The 17322-nt window shown below is 59.2% G+C and carries 15 protein-coding genes; 5 read left to right on the forward strand and 10 right to left on the reverse strand.

What is annotated here, in order from left to right; translation table 11 throughout:
* Positions 1-50: 50 nt before the first annotated feature.
* Together ACM6IV_RS27180 and ACM6IV_RS27185 are read left to right on the forward strand one after the other, a co-directional pair.
* Entirely contained in the window at positions 51-1199 is a 1149-nt protein-coding gene (locus ACM6IV_RS27180) for an efflux RND transporter periplasmic adaptor subunit (protein ID WP_414872441.1), read from the forward strand.
* Positions 1200-1212: 13 nt separating this feature from the next.
* Entirely contained in the window at positions 1213-4239 is a 3027-nt protein-coding gene (locus tag ACM6IV_RS27185) for a multidrug efflux RND transporter permease subunit (RefSeq protein ID WP_414872442.1), read from the forward strand.
* A 185-nt stretch (positions 4240-4424) separates the two neighbouring features.
* Here the strand turns inward: ACM6IV_RS27185 and ACM6IV_RS27190 are convergent, their stop codons facing one another.
* The 5 genes from ACM6IV_RS27190 to colR all read right to left on the reverse strand — a co-directional run bounded on the left by ACM6IV_RS27190 (position 4425) and on the right by colR (position 8151).
* Positions 4425-4652: a hypothetical protein gene (locus ACM6IV_RS27190; RefSeq protein ID WP_414872443.1), complete on the reverse strand. Its 228-nt coding sequence runs from the start codon at positions 4650-4652 to the stop codon at positions 4425-4427.
* A gap of 2 nt (positions 4653-4654) precedes the next feature.
* Positions 4655-5371 carry a lipopolysaccharide kinase InaA family protein gene (locus tag ACM6IV_RS27195; RefSeq protein WP_414872444.1) on the reverse strand — a complete coding sequence of 239 codons (717 nt, stop codon included), beginning with the start codon at positions 5369-5371 and terminating at the stop codon, positions 4655-4657.
* Positions 5372-5375: 4 nt separating this feature from the next.
* Positions 5376-6044 carry a class I SAM-dependent methyltransferase gene (locus ACM6IV_RS27200; protein WP_414872445.1) on the reverse strand — a complete coding sequence of 223 codons (669 nt, stop codon included), beginning with the start codon at positions 6042-6044 and terminating at the stop codon, positions 5376-5378.
* A 161-nt stretch (positions 6045-6205) separates the two neighbouring features.
* A complete protein-coding gene (locus ACM6IV_RS27205) occupies positions 6206-7480 on the reverse strand; it encodes a sensor histidine kinase (protein WP_414872446.1) in 1275 nt (424 codons plus the stop codon).
* Positions 7480-8151 carry a two-component system response regulator ColR gene (gene colR / locus ACM6IV_RS27210; protein WP_123453757.1) on the reverse strand — a complete coding sequence of 224 codons (672 nt, stop codon included), beginning with the start codon at positions 8149-8151 and terminating at the stop codon, positions 7480-7482. Before colR ends, ACM6IV_RS27205 begins: the two co-directional genes overlap by 1 nt.
* 220 nt (positions 8152-8371) lie before the next feature.
* Here colR and ACM6IV_RS27215 point away from each other — a divergent pair, with 220 nt between their 5' ends.
* Positions 8372-9115 carry a phosphatase PAP2 family protein gene (locus ACM6IV_RS27215; protein WP_414872447.1) on the forward strand — a complete coding sequence of 248 codons (744 nt, stop codon included), beginning with the start codon at positions 8372-8374 and terminating at the stop codon, positions 9113-9115.
* A 193-nt stretch (positions 9116-9308) separates the two neighbouring features.
* On the opposite strand, the gene groL is transcribed toward ACM6IV_RS27215, so the two are convergent.
* From groL to ACM6IV_RS27235, 4 genes are all read right to left on the reverse strand, one after another.
* Positions 9309-10955 (reverse strand): chaperonin GroEL, encoded by a 1647-nt coding sequence (gene groL, locus ACM6IV_RS27220; RefSeq protein ID WP_090285825.1) that lies wholly within the window; start codon positions 10953-10955, stop codon positions 9309-9311.
* A gap of 49 nt (positions 10956-11004) precedes the next feature.
* The gene (locus ACM6IV_RS27225; RefSeq protein WP_007916610.1) at positions 11005-11298 is read right to left on the reverse strand and encodes a co-chaperone GroES; all 294 of its coding nucleotides are present in this window, start codon (positions 11296-11298) and stop codon (positions 11005-11007) included.
* Between the two features lie 260 nt (positions 11299-11558).
* Positions 11559-12035, reverse strand: coding sequence for an FxsA family protein (locus tag ACM6IV_RS27230; RefSeq protein ID WP_123453763.1), 477 nt, complete (start codon positions 12033-12035; stop codon positions 11559-11561).
* A gap of 65 nt (positions 12036-12100) precedes the next feature.
* On the reverse strand, positions 12101-12832 hold the full coding sequence (locus ACM6IV_RS27235) for a HugZ family protein (protein ID WP_414872448.1): 732 nt from the start codon (positions 12830-12832) through the stop codon (positions 12101-12103).
* A 164-nt stretch (positions 12833-12996) separates the two neighbouring features.
* Here ACM6IV_RS27235 and ACM6IV_RS27240 point away from each other — a divergent pair, with 164 nt between their 5' ends.
* On the forward strand, positions 12997-13755 hold the full coding sequence (locus ACM6IV_RS27240) for an SDR family oxidoreductase (RefSeq protein WP_064391936.1): 759 nt from the start codon (positions 12997-12999) through the stop codon (positions 13753-13755).
* Positions 13756-13884: 129 nt separating this feature from the next.
* On the opposite strand, the gene apbC is transcribed toward ACM6IV_RS27240, so the two are convergent.
* Positions 13885-14979, reverse strand: coding sequence for an iron-sulfur cluster carrier protein ApbC (gene apbC / locus ACM6IV_RS27245; RefSeq protein ID WP_414872449.1), 1095 nt, complete (start codon positions 14977-14979; stop codon positions 13885-13887).
* Between the two features lie 224 nt (positions 14980-15203).
* Between apbC and metG the strand changes: the two genes are divergently transcribed.
* Positions 15204-17255 carry a methionine--tRNA ligase gene (metG, locus tag ACM6IV_RS27250; RefSeq protein ID WP_414872450.1) on the forward strand — a complete coding sequence of 684 codons (2052 nt, stop codon included), beginning with the start codon at positions 15204-15206 and terminating at the stop codon, positions 17253-17255.
* Positions 17256-17322: the final 67 nt, after the last annotated feature.

Consider the following 17322-nt stretch of genomic DNA (forward strand, 5'->3'; position numbering starts at 1 on the left):
GGAGTAATGTGCCCGCCTGTCTCACCTGATTTATCCAAGGAACTGGAAATATGCTGCGTCGCCGCATGCTGATCATGTTGGGTGTTGTTTTGCTGATCGTCCTGGTGCTGGGCGGGTACAAAGCCTTTTCGATCTACACCATGATTCAGGGCTTCTCCAAGCCGAAACCGCCGATCAGCGTTGCCGTGGCCAATGCCACCGAGCAGCCGTGGCAGATGCGCCTGCCCACCGTCGGCTCACTCAAGGCGCTGCAAGGTGTCGAGCTGAGCCTGGAAGTGGCCGGCACCGTCACCGAACTCAAGTTCGAATCCGGACAGAAGGTCAAGGCCGGGCAACCGCTGCTGCAACTCGACAGCGCCGTCGAAACCGCCCTGCTGGAGACTGCCAGGGCTGATCTGGGTCTGGCGCAACTGGATTTCGGCCGCGGCAGCCAACTGGTCGACAGCCGCGCCATCTCCAAAGGTGAGTACGACCGGCTCTCCGCTGTTCTGCAAAAAAACAAGGCCACGGTCAATCAGCTCAACGCTTCGCTGGCGAAGAAACGCATCCTCGCGCCGTTCAGCGGCACCATCGGCATCCGTCAGGTCGACGTTGGCGACTACCTCGCCAGTGGCACCAAAATCGCCACCCTGCAGGACTTGAGCAGCCTCTACGCCGACTTCTACCTGCCCGAACAATCGGTGCCGAAACTGGCGATCGGCCAACCGGTGCAGATCGCTGTCGCCGCGTATCCCAAGCAAAACTTCGCTGGCAAGATCAGCGCAATCAACCCGATCGTCGAAAGCACTACGCGCAACATTCTCGTGCGCGCCACGCTGGCTAACCCGGACGGCAAATTACTGCCGGGCATGTTCGCCAGCCTTGAGGTGTTGCTGCCGGATCCGCAGAAACACATCGTCGTGCCGGAGAGCGCGATCACCTACACCCTTTACGGCAACTCGATCTACGTGGTCGGGCAGAAGAAAGCCGAGGACGGCAGCGTCGAAAAGGATGACAAGGGCCAACCGGTGCTGATCGCCGAACGCCGCTTCATCGAAACCGGTGAACGCCGCGATGGCCTGGTAATGATCAACAAGGGCGTGCAAAGCGGCGAACAAGTGGTGACGGCCGGCCAGATCAAACTGGACAACGGTGCCCACATCGCCATCAGCGACGACAAGACCCTCGGCGAGCAGAACAGTCCGCCTCGCGCCGACTGATCAAGGAATCCCCATGGCTTTTAGCGATCCGTTCATCCGCCGCCCGGTGCTCGCCACCGTGGTCAGCCTGTTGATTGTATTGCTCGGCTTTCAGGCCTGGAGCAAGTTGCCGCTGCGCCAATACCCGCAAATGGAAAACGCCCTGATCACGGTGACCACCGCTTACCCCGGGGCCAACGCCGAAACCATTCAGGGCTACATCACCCAGCCGATGCAGCAGAGCCTGGCCAGCGCCGAGGGCATCGACTACATGACCTCGGTCAGCCGGCAGAACTTCTCGGTGATTTCGATCTACGCACGCATCGGCTCAAACACCGACCGCTTGTTCACCGAACTGCTGGCCAAGGCCAACGAGGTGAAAAACAAGTTGCCGCAGGACGCCGAAGACCCGGTGCTGAGCAAAGAGTCCGCCGACGCCTCGGCGCTGATGTACATCAGTTTCTTCAGCAAGGATTTGAGCAACCCGCAGATTACCGATTACCTGTCACGGGTAATCCAGCCAAAACTGGCAACCTTGCCGGGCATGGCCGAGGCGGAGATTCTCGGCAATCAGGTGTTCGCCATGCGCCTGTGGCTCGACCCGGTAAAACTCGCCGGTTTCGGCCTCAGCGCCAGCGATGTGACCAACGCCGTGCGCCAGTACAACTTCCTCTCCGCCGCTGGCGAGGTGAAAGGCGAGTACGTGGTCACCAGCATCAACGCCAACACCGAACTGAAGTCCGCTGAAGCCTTCGCGGCGATTCCGCTCAAGGTCAGTGGCGACAGCCGCGTGCTGCTCAGCGATGTGGCACGGGTGGAAATGGGTGCGGAAAACTACGATTCGATCAGTTCGTTCGGCGGTACGCCGTCGGTGTACATCGGCATCAAGGCCACCCCGGGCGCCAACCCGCTGGACGTGATCAAGGAAGTGCGCAAGCTGATGCCGGAGCTGGAAGCGCAACTGCCACCGAACCTCAAAAGCGAGATCGCCTACGACGCCACGCTGTTCATTCAGGCCTCGATCGATGAAGTGGTGAAAACCCTGTTCGAAGCGGTGCTGATCGTCATCGTCGTGGTGTTCCTGTTTCTCGGTGCGCTGCGTTCGGTGGTGATCCCGGTAGTGACCATTCCGCTGTCGATGATCGGCGTGATGTTCTTCATGCAGATGATGGGCTACTCGATGAATCTGCTGACGCTACTGGCAATGGTGCTGGCCATCGGTCTGGTGGTGGACGACGCGATTGTCGTGGTGGAGAACATCCACCGGCACATCGAGGAAGGCAAGACGCCGTTCGATGCGGCGCTGGAAGGCGCACGGGAAATCGCCATGCCCGTGGTGTCGATGACCATCACCCTGGCGGCGGTGTATGCGCCGATCGGTTTTCTCACCGGGCTGACCGGAGCGCTGTTCAAGGAGTTTGCGCTGACCCTCGCCGGTGCGGTGGTGATTTCCGGGATCGTCGCCCTGACCCTGTCGCCGATGATGTGCGCGTTTTTGCTGCGTCACGAGGAAAACCCCAGTGGCCTGGCGCACCGCCTCGACCGCATTTTCGATGGCCTCAAGCGTCGCTATCAGAGCATGCTGCACGGCACGCTGAACACGCGGCCGGTCGTGTTGGTGTTCGCGGTGATCGTGTTGTGCCTGATCCCGGTGTTCCTCAAGTTCACCAAATCGGAGCTGGCCCCGGACGAGGATCAGGGCATCATTTTCATGATGGCCACTGCGCCGCAGCCGACCAACCTTGATTACCTGAGCACCTACACCGACGAATTCATCAAGATCTTCAAGGAATTCCCTGAGTACTACTCCTCGTTCCAGATCAACGGCTACAACGGTGTGCAGGCGGGCATCGGCGGTTTCCTGCTCAAGCCGTGGAACGAGCGCAGTCGTACGCAAATGGAAATCCTCCCCGAGGTGCAAGGCAAACTGGAAGGCATCCCGGGTCTGCAGATTTTCGGCTTCAACCTGCCCTCCCTGCCCGGCACTGGCGAAGGCTTGCCATTCGAGTTTGTGGTCAACACGGCCAACGACTATGAACTGCTGCTGCAAGTGGCTGACCGGATCAAGAAACGTGCGATGGAGTCGGGCAAGTTCGCCTTTGTCGACCTCGACCTGGCGTTCGACAAACCCGAGGTGGTAGTCGATATCGACCGCGCGAAAGCGGCGCAGATGGGCGTATCGATGCAAGACCTCGGCGGCACACTCGCCACCCTGCTGGGCGAGGCGGAAATCAACCGTTTCACCATTGAAGGGCGCAGCTATAAAGTCATCGCTCAGGTCGAACGACCGTACCGCGACAACCCCGACTGGCTGAACAATTACTACGTGAAAAACACCCAGGGTGAGTTGCTGCCCCTGTCGACGCTGATCAAGGTCAGCGACCGCGCACGACCGCGTCAGCTCAACCAGTTCCAGCAACTCAACGCTGCGAAGATTTCCGGTTTCCCGCTGGTCAGCATGGGTGAAGCCATCGACACCGTTTTGCAGATCGCCCGCGAAGAAGCGCCGGCCGGGTTCGCTTTCGACTACGGCGGCGCCTCACGCCAGTTCGTCCAGGAAGGCAGTGCCTTGTGGGTGACGTTTGCCTTGGCCTTGGCGATTATCTTTTTGGTGCTGGCGGCGCAATTCGAGAGCTTCCGCGATCCGTTGGTGATTCTCGTGACGGTGCCGTTGTCGATCTGCGGCGCACTGATTCCGCTGTTCCTCGGCTGGTCGAGCATGAACATCTACACCCAGGTCGGGTTGGTGACGCTGATCGGGTTGATCAGTAAACACGGGATCCTGATCGTCGAGTTCGCCAACCAGTTGCGCAAGGACAAAGGCCTGACGGCGCGTGAAGCCGTTGAGGAAGCGGCAGCGATTCGTTTACGGCCGGTGTTGATGACTACGGCGGCGATGGTGTTTGGCATGGTGCCGTTGATTCTCGCCACGGGCGCCGGTGCGGTCAGCCGTTTTGATATCGGCATGGTGATTGCCACGGGGATGTCGATTGGCACGTTATTTACGCTCTTCGTCCTGCCATGCGTTTACACCCTGTTGGCCAAACCCGATCCCAAGTAATCCCTGGATCCCCTTGTGGGAGCGGGCTTGCTCGCGAATGCGGTGTGTCAATCGATGCAATGTCGACTGAAACACCGCATTCGCGAGCAAGCCCGCTCCCACATTTGGCCTGCGTACAGCTATAAAATCCGGGCAAAAAAAAAGGCCTCGCATCTGCGAGGCCTTTTATGTGGGCTTCAATCGGTTCAACTTTGCGGCCTCATCCCTTGAGAAAGTCCGAACATGAACAACAACAAATCATGATCGGGTTGGGTCGCCACGGAGGCTTTCGCCACCCGTGGGACTGCGCAGTGGGCGTCGTCTACCGACGAGCCAACCACCTGCATGCGAGGCTGCTCCCAGGCAGCCACCGCCAATGAAGCAACTGCCAAGGCTCCAACCAGAAACAAACCTCGTGCAATTTCTAGTTTCATCGCTATAAACCTTTGATAGCGCTGCCAAACGCCGTCTCATAAAAGTAGACGAGTTTTTTCCAGTCCGCGTCGCGGAACGACGAATGGCGGCGCAATTGCTTCATGTCGTGGGAGGCGGCGCGATAGGCGGTCAGACGCTGGCGGCATTTCTCCAGATCGATCAAGGCAACCTCGACTTTGGCCGACTCGCCTTCGCCTGTCACACGCACAAACACGTGTTTAATGTAGATGCAGCTGTGCTGCCAACGGCCCTTGTGCATACGCGCCAGGTTTTCGGCGAGGTCCTTGAGCACACGCTCATAAACCACCTCGCCACACTGATCGCGACCGCCGGCAGCCGCCAGCCAATGTTCCAGTTCCTGGAAACCGTCCAGGGACTTGGTGACCAGCAGCGCGCGCCACTTGTGCTGCGGATCAGGCTGGGCGCCGCAGAACACGATTTGCGGCACGCGCACGCCGAGCTTGCTCACGCCGGTCAGCGCGTCAAGTTCACGCAAAACAGTAGGGCGACCAAAAGGGTGCAACCAACTGCGATAGATATGTCCGGTCTGGCGCTTGGCATACAGCAGTTGTCCGTCGCGCCCAACGATACGTTGCACACCGCTTTCGCCACCCCGGCGCACGTTGGGCTCTTCTACCCATTCGCCGCGCTGGTTCCAGTAGTAGTCGAAGCGGTCTTGCGGAGCGACTTCTGTTCCCGCTGCAAATTGCACTGCCATCCTGTTACCTCTTGCGTAATACGTAAACTCGCCACATGGCATAGAGCGGAATAAAGTCCAGTTGTTCCTGAATCCGAAAACCTGCCTCCTCGAACTCCTTTTCCACCGTAGCGGCCGGTAACACAAAGCGATTCTGATACTCGCGTTTGTGACGGTTGCGCTCGGCTCGCTGGCGTTTCCAGGCTTTGAAATTGCCATCAACCCACAACGAAACGATCACACTGTCCCGGGTCACGCGCTCGAACTCGCGCAGAATTGCCCGGCGATGCTCGGCTTCGCCGATGTGGTGAAGCAGACGCATGCAAAAAATGCTGTCGACGGCGTTGTCAGGCAAAGCAATGTCGAACGCAGATGTGTGCAAGGGTTGTACCCGTTTCACCACATCGGCCGGCTGCGACTGCATTGCCGTCTTGATCATCGACTCGGAATTGTCCGCGCCAATAATCACCCGGTTGGACTTCTCGCCCAACAAGGGCCAGAAACGCCCGGCACCGCAAGGCAGATCCAGCACCAGTCCCGGTTCACCCACCGACGCCAGCGCCTTGCGGGCCATCTGTTCATCACGCCAGTGGGAGAGACGCCGTCCAAGGCTTTCTTTGTGCTTGCGCAGGTATTTCTGCGCGTGTTGATCGTCGTACTTCTCGGAAAAATCGAGTTTGATCGGACCGGCCATCACCTGGACTCCTGAATTGCTGATGTCACCACCTTAAGGAGGGGGGTGTCAGCGTCAGGTCATCCATTTGTGAAAAAAATGTCCGGTAAACAGACAAATTATTACAGCGTTATACAGGATTTAGACAGGAAGGAGGGAGTAGCATCGAGCCACTCCTTGCGTCAGACTTTGCCCAGATCCACCTCGAAGCGGCAGCCATTAGGCTCCATCGTGCTGAGACTGACGGTCCAGCCCTGGTTCTCGCAGATCCGCTGAACCAGCGACAACCCCAACCCCAGGCCTTCGCCGCGCTTTTCGTTGCCACGCACGAAAGGCTCGAACATCGCTTCGCGTTTTTCCTCCGGAATGCCGACACCGGAGTCCTCCACGACAAAGCCGTTGGCATTAAGTGTCAGGCGGATGAAGCCTTTTTCTGTGTAATGCAGCGCATTACGCAACAGGTTGCCCATCACGGCATTCAACAGGGTCGCGTTGTAACCCGTTTCAGACGGATTGCCAGGTTCGAAGACCAGCTTCAGCCCCTTGCTCTCGATCGGACCGCGCCACAGACACAATAAGTTTTCCGCCACCTGCGAGAGGTTTTGCTGCTGTGCCATCCCCGCATCTTCGTGCTGGGCGCGCGCCAGCATCAGGAAGGTCTGCACCAGCTCGCGCATTTCCTCACTGGCGCGGGCGATACGCTCGACCTGAGAACGACCGCGCTGATCGATCCCCGGATTCTCCAGCAACAGTTCGCAGGAACTGGCCAACACCATCAATGGCGTGCGCAACTCATGGCTGACGTCGCTGGTGAACAAACGCTCGCGCGTCAGCGCCTGACGCAAGCGCCCCAATGTGGCATCGAACGCCACCGCCAGTTCACCGACCTCGTCAGCCGCGTAGTCCGGCGCCAGCGGCGGCGCCAGGCCGAGCAACTGATCGCGATGGCGCACCTGCCGGGCCAGGCGTACCACCGGCGCCATCACCTTGCGCGCCAGCACCCAACCGAGGAATACCGCCAGGGCCAGACTGAGCACGAAGCCCACCAGCACCACGGCAAACAGCACGCGCTCGCGCTCTTCGAAATCGCTTTGATCCTGCAACAGCACATAACGCCGGCCGTCGACGATCTCGACCATCGCGTGATACGACAGCTGCTCGCGGAACACTTCATGGAAACCCGAATCGAGGTGGCGCAGATCTTTGGGCAGCTCGAAATCGCCCGGCCCGCCGCTGAAGTAGAACAACTGATCCGGTTCCGGGCGATGGCTCCAGTCCGAGACGTTGTCCATCAGCAGCAGCCGTTGCAGATCGCCGCCCAGCCCTGCCGAAATCAGCTTTTCTTCCACCAGGTGTACGGTCGCGACAATACCCATCGCGAAGGCGCCGGCCACGAGTGCGCTCATCAAGGCAAAAGCAATGATGATCCGCTGGGAAAGACTTTGCCTGAACTCCATTACACGTCGGCCAGTCGGTAACCCACTCCGTGCACGGTGTGCAGCAGTGGTTTGGCGAACGGTTTATCAATGACTTGTCGCAGTTGGTGAACATGACTGCGCAGGCTGTCGCTGTCCGGGCAATCATCACCCCACAGCGCTTCTTCGAGAATTTCCCGACGCAGCACGTGTGGGCTCTTCTGCATCAACACGGCCAGCAGCTTGAGGCCTACCGGGTTGAGCTTGAGCAATTTGCCCTCGCGAGTCACTTCCAGCGTGTCGAGGTCGTAACTCAGGTCTGCGACCTTCAGGGCCCGGCGACCGCCACCCTGAGCACGGCGCATCACCGCTTCGACCCGCGCGGCGAGTTCAGAAAGAGCGAATGGCTTTATGAGGTAATCGTCCGCCCCGGACTTGAAGCCCTGCAAACGATCGTCCAGTTGATCGCGGGCCGTGAGCATGATCACCGGCGTGTCCCGACGAGCGTCTTCACGCAGGCGCTTGCACAGGGTGTAGCCATCGATGCCCGGCAACATGATATCGAGCACGATCAGGTCGTAATGCTCGGTGGCCGCCAGGTGCAGGCCCGACAGGCCGTCCTGGGCGCAATCGACGGTATAGCCCTTGAGGCCCAGATAGTCGGCCAGATTGGCCAGGATGTCGCGGTTGTCTTCGACCAATAGAATTCGCATGGGCACCTCCTCCGTACGGGGTAACGGCCGTCTTGGCCCGCGCAGCTTACGGCCAAGTGTGGCTCAGGGCTAGGCGTGCGTCGGGTTGGCTGGCAAGAAAAACGCTCATTGCGCCTACCAACGTTTTTTTCACCTGCGGTTAACAAATCGGCGACGCCAGCGCGCGCAGACTCCGCGCGGTTGCGCTCTTCAGACCCCACTTACGACCAAGGAATTGCCCATGGTGTCGACTTCTGCCCGCCCTGCTTCCAGACCGCTGAACCTGTGGCTGTGCCTGGGAATACCGACCATTGCGGCAATCATTCTGGTGCTGCTCGAACTGACCGACCTGGACATGGATCTGGCCCGACTGTTTTATGACCCGGTGGCTGGCGATTTTATCGGGCGGCACAGTTTTTTCCTCGAAGACATCCTGCACGATCGGGCCAAGCAGGTGGTGATCGCGTTCTCGGTGTTTGCGGTGCTGGGTTTTCTCGGCTCGTTTTTCTTCACCAGACTGAAGCCGATCAAACGTGAGCTGGGCTGTCTGGTGCTGTCGCTCGGTCTGGCAACCTCGTTCGTCACGCCGGTCAAGGCCGTGACGGCGGTGCAGTGCCCGTGGAGCCTGGAGCAATTTGGCGGCCATGAAACCTACAGCAAACTGATGGAACATCGTCCACCGACCGACAAGCCCGGCCGTTGCTGGCCCGGGGGTCATGCGGCGACAGGTTTCACCTTGTTTGCGCTGTTTTTTGTCCTGCGTGATCGCCGTCCGCGCCTGGCGCGGCAGGCGTTTATCTTTGCCTTTGCATTGGGCTCGGTGTTTTCGATCAGCCGGATGATGCAGGGCGCACACTTTTTCTCGCACAACGTGTGGACCGCAATTTTCTGCTGGCTGATTTGCCTGGGGTCGTATTACTGGGTGTTGTATCGCCCGGCGGTGAAAACCAGAGCCGTGGTCAAGGCACGCCCCGTCAGCGCCTGAAATACAAATCAAAACTGTGGGAGCGGGCTTGCTCGCGAATGCGGTGTGTCATTCAACATTTATGTTGGCTGATCCGACGCTTTCGCGAGCAAGCCCGCTCCCACATGGGATATGTGTGATGCTGAAATACGGGCAATAAAAAACCCCGCTGACTTGCGCCAGCGGGGTTTTGCGTTACAGGGACAAGGCTGGCTTACATCATGCCGCCCATGCCACCCATGCCGCCCATGTCTGGCATACCGCCGCCAGCCGAGCCTTCTTTCTTCGGTGCGTCAGCAACAGCCGCTTCGGTGGTCAGGATCAGACCGCCGATCGAGGCTGCAGCTTGCAGAGCGGAACGGGTGACCTTGGTTGGGTCCAGGATGCCCATTTCGATCATGTCGCCGTATTCGCCGGAAGCAGCGTTGTAACCGAAGTTACCTTTGCCGTTCTTCACTTCGTTGACGACAACGCTTGGCTCGTCACCGGAGTTGGCAGCGATCTGACGCAGCGGGGCTTCAACAGCGCGACGCAGCACAGCGATACCGACGTTCTGGTCAGCGTTGTCGCCGGTCAATTCGGTCAGGGCTTCCAGAGCTCGGATCAGCGCAACGCCACCGCCAGGTACCACGCCTTCTTCAACGGCTGCACGGGTTGCGTGCAGGGCGTCTTCAACGCGGGCCTTCTTCTCTTTCATTTCAACTTCGGAACCCGCGCCAACCTTGATCACTGCAACGCCGCCGGACAGCTTGGCCAGACGCTCTTGCAGTTTTTCACGGTCGTAATCCGAGGAAGTCTCGGCAACCTGAGCACGGATCTGAGCGATACGGCCTTCGATGTCTGCCTGTACGCCAGCACCGTCAACGATGATGGTGTTTTCCTTGGACAGGGTGACGCGCTTGGCATTACCCAGGTGTTCCAGAGTGGTGCTTTCCAGGCTCAGGCCGATCTCTTCGGAGATAACGGTACCGCCGGTCAGAACAGCGATGTCCTGCAGCATGGCCTTGCGACGGTCGCCGAAGCCTGGGGCCTTGACGGCAGCGACTTTGACGATGCCACGCATGTTGTTCACGACCAGCGTCGCCAGGGCTTCGCCCTCAACATCTTCAGCCACGATCAGCAGTGGACGGCCGGCTTTGGCAACGGCTTCAAGCACTGGCAGCATTTCGCGGATGTTCGAGATCTTTTTGTCGACCAGCAGGATCAGCGGGCCGTCGAGTTCGGCGACCATGGTGTCCGGCTTGTTGACGAAGTACGGGGACAGGTAGCCACGGTCGAACTGCATGCCTTCTACGACCGACAGTTCGTTTTCCAGGCCCGAGCCTTCTTCAACGGTGATCACGCCTTCTTTACCGACTTTTTCCATGGCTTCGGCAATGATGTCGCCGATGGAGTTGTCGGAGTTGGCCGAGATGGTGCCGACCTGAGCGATGGCTTTGAAGTCAGCGCATGGCTTGGACAGGGCTTTCAGTTCTTTGACGATCGCGATGGTCGCTTTGTCGATACCGCGCTTCAGGTCCATCGGGTTCATGCCGGCAGCGACGGCTTTCAAGCCTTCGTTGACGATCGACTGAGCCAGAACGGTAGCGGTGGTAGTACCGTCACCAGCGTCATCGTTGGCACGGGAGGCAACGTCTTTGACCAGCTGCGCGCCCATGTTTTCGAAGCGATCTTCGAGTTCGATTTCTTTGGCGACGGAAACGCCGTCTTTAGTGATGGTCGGAGCGCCGAAGCTCTTCTCGAGGATCACGTTACGGCCTTTCGGGCCCAGGGTCGCTTTTACCGCGTCAGCCAGAACGTTGACGCCTTTGAGCATCTTGGAGCGGGCGGCATCGCCGAACTTAACTTCTTTAGCAGCCATGATCGATATTCCTTAAATACTTTGTAGTAGCGGGAAAATGAGCGGGGTATCAGCCTTCGATAACAGCGAGGATTTCGTTCTCGCTCATTACCAGCAGGTCTTCGCCGTCGACTTTCACAGTGTTGCTGCCGGAGTAAGGACCGAACACAACCTTATCGCCTTCCTTAACGGACAGTGCGCGCACTTCACCGTTTTCCAGAGCTTTGCCCGGGCCTACAGCGAGAATCACACCGTGGTTGGCTTTTTCAGCAGCCGAACCTGGCAGGACGATACCGCCAGCGGTTTTCTTTTCTTCTTCGCTGCGACGGATAACGACGCGGTCATGCAGAGGACGAAGCTTCATTGTCGATCTCTCCTAATTGTGGTTTTCATCGGCCGGTGTAGTCCCGGCGGGTTTAACAAATCCGGCCTGCGCCGGTTGCGATTCGTCGAGCGAACCGCGGAAGTCTGTCCGGTTCAAATACCGGAAACCTTTCGGTGACCGATACATAAGGGCGCATAAGCTTATTACAAGGGCGAGGCGAAAAATTTTTCACGGATGTTCTGCACAAAAGCAGCTCATAAACGAACACGGCACCCGAAGGTGCCGTGTAGAGAGAACAGTTACTTGCTGTCGCGGTGTTCGAATTCGCCTTCGATCACATCACCCTCGCGGCCCAGCGGCTGGCGCGGTGCGGGACCGCCACGGGGTTGCAGGTCGTCGGCAAACGCACGCTGACGCATCGCCTGTTCTTCGGCGCGCTGGCGCATTTTGTTCGCCAGCAATCGACGGCTGATGGGCAGCAACATCACCAGACCGACCACATCACTGATGAAGCCCGGCAGGATCAACAGGCCACCGGCCAGGGCCAGCATCAAACCTTCCAGCATGGTCTGCGCAGGCAACTCGCCGCGGTTCAGGCTTTCACGGGCACGCAATGCAGTGGCCAGACCGGCGACGCGCAGCACGAACACACCGAACATCGAGCCGAGAATGATCAGCAGCAGGGCCGGGAAAAACCCGATAGACCCTGCCACCTTGACGAATACGAACAGCTCCAGCACTGGAAACAGCAGAAAGAGCAACAGAAAAGGGCGCATCAAAGTTTCCTCAACGCAAGAAATGCCTTGCAGTAAGCCTTAGATGACGTCGCCCTTTCGTGAATTCAAGCGTCGACCCCTGCATTTTTTGGCCAGACCTCGGCGTGAGCCAGAGAAACCAAGGCTTCGCGCACTTGTATCGGCGTATGACAAGACGCTGGAAATGGCAGCCAGTACAGCGCCTGACCGATACGCAGGTGCATACCTTCAGTGTCGATCCCGGCCAGTTGTGCCGGCACATTTTTCGGCAAACCGGCGAGGTCGACGTAATGCGCGATGGCTTTGCCGTGATCACTGTTCATGTGCTCGACCATGCTGATTTCAGCCTTGCCGGCAAACGGATTGGCCAAGGTCAGTTGCTCAATCCAGTGAATCGCGCCGAAACCGCCGATGTAGCGATGACGCACCGGGTTCAGCACCCAGAAGTCGAAATCATGGGCCTTGTGGTAGTTCTGCGAATCCGGGAAATAACGGTAGTAACGCTCGGCGGCGGCTTCGATGGCAGCTGCGTCTTCAAGCTTCTGAGCCTCAGCCAGATAGGTCAGGCGCCCCACGGCTTGCACGTCGTCAGCCTCGCGCTCGCCGACAAGCATCGAACACTTCGGGTCTTTTTGCAGGTTGTGGGTGTGCTGCGCAATGCGGCTGATCAGGATCAGCGGCCGGCCCTGCTCGTCCAGGCAGTAAGGCACCACGGAGCCAAAAGGAAACCCGGGCATCGATTTGGAGTGGGTCGACAGCACTCCACGGTATTCCTTGAGAAGCAATTCTCGGGCATTCTTGGCCACTTCAACGCTCAATTTATGACTCCTTAAATAGAATCCGTCGAAAAAACGGACAGGCGCCCGGGATCAAGTCCCAGTGACGCCGGCGGGCAATTCTCATGTGCAACCCTGCCACGGCCGGTGCAGATCGGGAGTCGCTGAAAACAAAAACTACTCAGACCTGCTATCGGGGCATGCGCATGCAACTCAACGACAAAGTAATCATTATCACTGGCGGTTGCCAGGGTTTGGGCCGCTCCATGGCCGAGTATTTCGCCGGCAAAGGCGCGAAGCTCGCGCTGGTCGACCTCAATCAGGAAAAACTCGATGACGCGGTTGCGGCCTGCAAAGCCAAAGGCGTCGAGGCGCGCAGCTATCTGTGCAACGTGGCCAATGAAGAGCAAGTCGAACACATGGTCGCTCAGGTCGCCGCTGACTTCGGTGCGATCCACGGTCTGATCAACAACGCCGGGATCCTCCGTGATGGCCTGCTGCTCAAGGTCAAGGACGGCGAAATGACCAAGATGAGCCTGGCACAGTGGCAGGCCGTCATCGACGTCAACCTGACCGGGGTGTTCCTCTGCACCCGTGAAGTGGCAGCGAAAATGGTCGAACTGAAGACCAGCGGCGCGATCATCAACATTTCGTCGATCTCGCGTGCGGGCAATGTTGGCCAGACCAACTACTCCGCGGCCAAGGCCGGTGTTGCGGCGGCGACCGTGACCTGGGCCAAGGAGCTGGCGCGTTATGGCATTCGCGTGGCGGGCATTGCGCCGGGTTTCATTGAGACCGAGATGACCCTGGGCATGAAGCCGGAAGCGCTGGAGAAAATGACTTCGGGAATCCCGCTCAAGCGCATGGGCAAACCGGAAGAGATCGCCCATTCGGCGGCGTACATTTTCGAGAACGACTACTACACCGGGCGGATTCTGGAGATGGATGGCGGCTTGCGTATCTAACAGCCACCACGAAGACAAATGTGGGAGCGGGCTTGCTCGCGAATACGGTGGGTCAGACAACATTTTCGTCGACTGACACACCGCCTTCGCGAGCAAGCCCGCTCCCACAGTTAATTGTGTTTCAGGTCATTAATCGTCGCTGATGGTGATGTTCGGCATCGCCGGCGATGCCGCTTCCTGCAACACAATCCGCGCGCCGACGTGGCGGGCCAGTTCCTGATAGACCATGGCAATCTGGCTGTCCGGCTCGGCGATCACCGTTGGCTTGCCGCCATCGGCCTGCTCGCGGATCAGCATCGACAGCGGCAGCGAGGCCAGCAGTTCGACGCCGTACTGGGTCGCCAGTTTCTCACCGCCACCCTCACCGAACAGATGCTCGGCATGCCCGCAGTTCGAGCAGATGTGCACGGCCATGTTCTCCACCACGCCCAGCACCGGAATATTGACCTTGCGGAACATTTCCACGCCTTTGCGCGCGTCGAGCAGGGCCAGATCCTGAGGCGTGGTGACGATCACCGCGCCGGCCACCGGGACTTTCTGCGCCAGGGTCAGCTGGATGTCGCCGGTGCCTGGCGGCATGTCGATGACCAGATAATCCAGATCGCCCCACGCCGTTTGCGTGACCAGTTGCAGCAGCGCCCCGGAAACCATCGGCCCGCGCCAGACCATCGGCGTGTTGTCGTCGGTCAGAAACGCCATCGACATCACCTCCACACCATGAGCCTTGAGCGGCACGAACCACTTCTGGTCCTTGACCTCTGGGCGGGTGCGCTCGGGGATGCCGAACATGATGCCTTGGCTCGGGCCGTAAATATCGGCATCGAGAATCCCCACCTTGGCGCCTTCACGGGCCAGGGCCAGGGCCAGGTTGGCAGCAGTGGTCGATTTGCCCACACCGCCCTTGCCGGAAGCCACGGCAACCACGTTTTTGACGTTGGCCAGCCCGGGAATCTGCGCCTGCGCCTTGTGCGCGGCGATCACACTGGTCACTTCAACCTTTGCGATCACCACACCGTCGAGGTTCTCGATGGCCAGTTGCAGCAGTTGCGCCCAGCCGCTCTTGAACAGACCGGCGGCATAGCCGATTTCCAGCTGCACGTTGACGCGGTCACCGACGATCTCGATGTGCTTCACGCAACCGGCGCTGACCGGGTCCTGGTTCAGGTAAGGGTCGGTGTATTGGCTGAGGACGGCTTCCACCGCTGCGCGAGTGACGGCGCTCATGGGCAACTCCGATAACAAGACTGGGAATAGATGGCGGGTATCGTACCTGAAAAGATCGCAGCCTTCGGCAGCGCCTGCAGGGGATCATGTACAGGCGTTGCCGAAGGCTGTGATCTTTTGGTCTTTGCTGTTGCTGATCCAATGAAACAGGCGCACAGGGTGAAAAATATGCGCCAGCGCTTTATAGTGGCCGACCTCCGTTTCATCAAGTAGCGAAGCCCCACATGTCCGAACCACGCAAGATCCTCGTCACCAGCGCCCTGCCCTACGCCAACGGTTCGATTCACCTTGGCCATATGCTGGAATACATCCAGACCGATATGTGGGTGCGCTTCCAGAAGCATCGCGGCAACCAGTGCATTTATGTTTGCGCCGACGACGCCCACGGTTCGGCGATCATGCTGCGTGCAGAAAAGGAAGGCATCACCCCGGAACAGCTGATCGCCAATGTGCAGGCTGAACACAGCGCCGACTTTGCCGATTTCCTGGTCGACTTCGACAATTTCCACTCCACTCACGCCGAAGAAAACCGTGAGCTGTCGAGCCAGATCTACCTCAAGCTGCGTGACGCCGGGCATATTGCCCAACGCTCGATCACCCAGTATTTCGACCCGGAAAAGAAAATGTTCCTGGCCGACCGCTTCATCAAGGGCACCTGCCCGAAATGCGGCACCGAAGACCAGTACGGCGACAACTGCGAAAAATGCGGTGCAACCTACGCACCGACCGACCTGAAGGATCCGAAGTCGGCCATCTCCGGCGCCACCCCGGTGCTCAAGGATTCCCAGCACTTCTTCTTCAAACTGCCGGACTTCCAGGAAATGCTGCAAGCCTGGACCCGCAGCGGCACCCTGCAAGACGCCGTCGCCAACAAGATCGCCGAATGGCTGGACGCCGGCCTGCAGCAGTGGGACATCTCCCGCGATGCGCCGTACTTCGGTTTCGAGATCCCGGGTGAGCCGGGCAAATATTTCTACGTGTGGCTGGACGCGCCGATCGGCTACATGGCCAGCTTCAAGAACCTTTGCGACCGCACGCCGGAGCTGGACTTCGACGCGTTCTGGGGCAAGGACTCCACCGCCGAGCTGTACCACTTCATCGGCAAGGACATCGTCAATTTCCACGCGCTGTTCTGGCCAGCGATGCTCGAAGGCGCGGGCTACCGCAAGCCGACCGGGATCAACGTACACGGCTACCTGACCGTCAACGGCCAGAAGATGTCCAAATCCCGTGGCACGTTCATCAAGGCGCGTACTTACCTGGATCACCTGTCGCCGGAATACCTGCGCTACTACTATGCGGCCAAACTGGGCCGTGGCGTCGATGACCTCGACCTGAACCTCGAAGACTTCGTGCAGAAGGTCAACTCCGACCTGGTCGGTAAGGTGGTCAACATCGCCAGCCGCTGCGCCGGGTTTATCCACAAAGGCAACGGCGGCCTGCTGGTCGATAACAATGCCGCGCCGGAACTGACCGAGGCTTTCCTCGCGGCTGCGCCAAGCATTGCCGACGCCTACGAAGCCCGCGACTTCGCCCGCGCCATGCGTGAAACCATGGCCCTGGCCGACCGCGCCAACGCCTGGATCGCCGACAAGGCCCCGTGGTCGCTGAACAAGCAGGAAGGCAAGCAGGATGAAGTCCAGGCGATCTGCGCCACCGGCATCAACCTGTTCCGCCAACTGGTGATCTTCCTCAAGCCGGTGCTGCCGCTGCTGGCCGCCGATGCCGAGGCGTTCCTCAACGTCGCCCCGCTGACCTGGAACGACCACACCACGCTGCTGGCTAACCACCAGCTCAACGAATTCAAGCCGTTGATGACCCGCATCGACCCGGTAAAAGTACAAGCCATGACCGACGCCTCGAAAGAAGACCTGACCGCCAGCCAGACCGATACGGGGACAGCCGCTCCGGCAGGCAATGGCGAACTGGCCAAGGATCCGCTGTCGCCGGAAATCGACTTCGATGCTTTTGCCGCCATCGACCTGCGCGTCGCGTTGATCGTCAAGGCCGAACACGTGGAAGGCGCCGACAAGCTGCTGCGCCTGACCCTCGACATCGGTGACGAGCAACGCAACGTATTCTCCGGGATCAAGAGCGCTTACCCGGACCCGTCGAAACTCGACGGCCGCCTGACCATGATGATCGCCAACCTCAAGCCACGGAAAATGAAGTTCGGTATCTCCGAAGGCATGGTGATGGCGGCCGGCCCTGGCGGTGAAGAGATCTACCTGCTGAGCCCGGACAGCGGCGCCAAGCCGGGCCAACGCATCAAGTAAGGCCCTGCAACAAATCGATCCCACCGGCGTGTCCCGCATGCCGGTGGGATTTTTCATATCTGGCCCA

The organism is Pseudomonas sp. IT-347P, from assembly GCF_949768005.1.
In the GTDB taxonomy this organism is placed as follows: Bacteria; Pseudomonadota; Gammaproteobacteria; order Pseudomonadales; family Pseudomonadaceae; genus Aquipseudomonas.

Coding starts and splice junctions, on each gene's coding strand:
- ACM6IV_RS27230 (WP_123453763.1), bottom strand. CDS start 12,035: ATGCGCCCTTTTCTGTTGCTCTTTCTGCTGTTTCCAGTGCTGGAGCTG.
- ACM6IV_RS27180 (WP_414872441.1), top strand. CDS start 51: ATGCTGCGTCGCCGCATGCTGATCATGTTGGGTGTTGTTTTGCTGATC.
- ACM6IV_RS27185 (WP_414872442.1), top strand. CDS start 1,213: ATGGCTTTTAGCGATCCGTTCATCCGCCGCCCGGTGCTCGCCACCGTG.
- colR (WP_123453757.1), bottom strand. CDS start 8,151: ATGCGAATTCTATTGGTCGAAGACAACCGCGACATCCTGGCCAATCTG.
- ACM6IV_RS27195 (WP_414872444.1), bottom strand. CDS start 5,371: ATGGCAGTGCAATTTGCAGCGGGAACAGAAGTCGCTCCGCAAGACCGC.
- ACM6IV_RS27190 (WP_414872443.1), bottom strand. CDS start 4,652: ATGAAACTAGAAATTGCACGAGGTTTGTTTCTGGTTGGAGCCTTGGCA.
- ACM6IV_RS27205 (WP_414872446.1), bottom strand. CDS start 7,480: ATGGAGTTCAGGCAAAGTCTTTCCCAGCGGATCATCATTGCTTTTGCC.
- ACM6IV_RS27215 (WP_414872447.1), top strand. CDS start 8,372: ATGGTGTCGACTTCTGCCCGCCCTGCTTCCAGACCGCTGAACCTGTGG.
- ACM6IV_RS27225 (WP_007916610.1), bottom strand. CDS start 11,298: ATGAAGCTTCGTCCTCTGCATGACCGCGTCGTTATCCGTCGCAGCGAA.
- ACM6IV_RS27200 (WP_414872445.1), bottom strand. CDS start 6,044: ATGGCCGGTCCGATCAAACTCGATTTTTCCGAGAAGTACGACGATCAA.
- apbC (WP_414872449.1), bottom strand. CDS start 14,979: ATGAGCGCCGTCACTCGCGCAGCGGTGGAAGCCGTCCTCAGCCAATAC.
- metG (WP_414872450.1), top strand. CDS start 15,204: ATGTCCGAACCACGCAAGATCCTCGTCACCAGCGCCCTGCCCTACGCC.
- groL (WP_090285825.1), bottom strand. CDS start 10,955: ATGGCTGCTAAAGAAGTTAAGTTCGGCGATGCCGCCCGCTCCAAGATG.
- ACM6IV_RS27240 (WP_064391936.1), top strand. CDS start 12,997: ATGCAACTCAACGACAAAGTAATCATTATCACTGGCGGTTGCCAGGGT.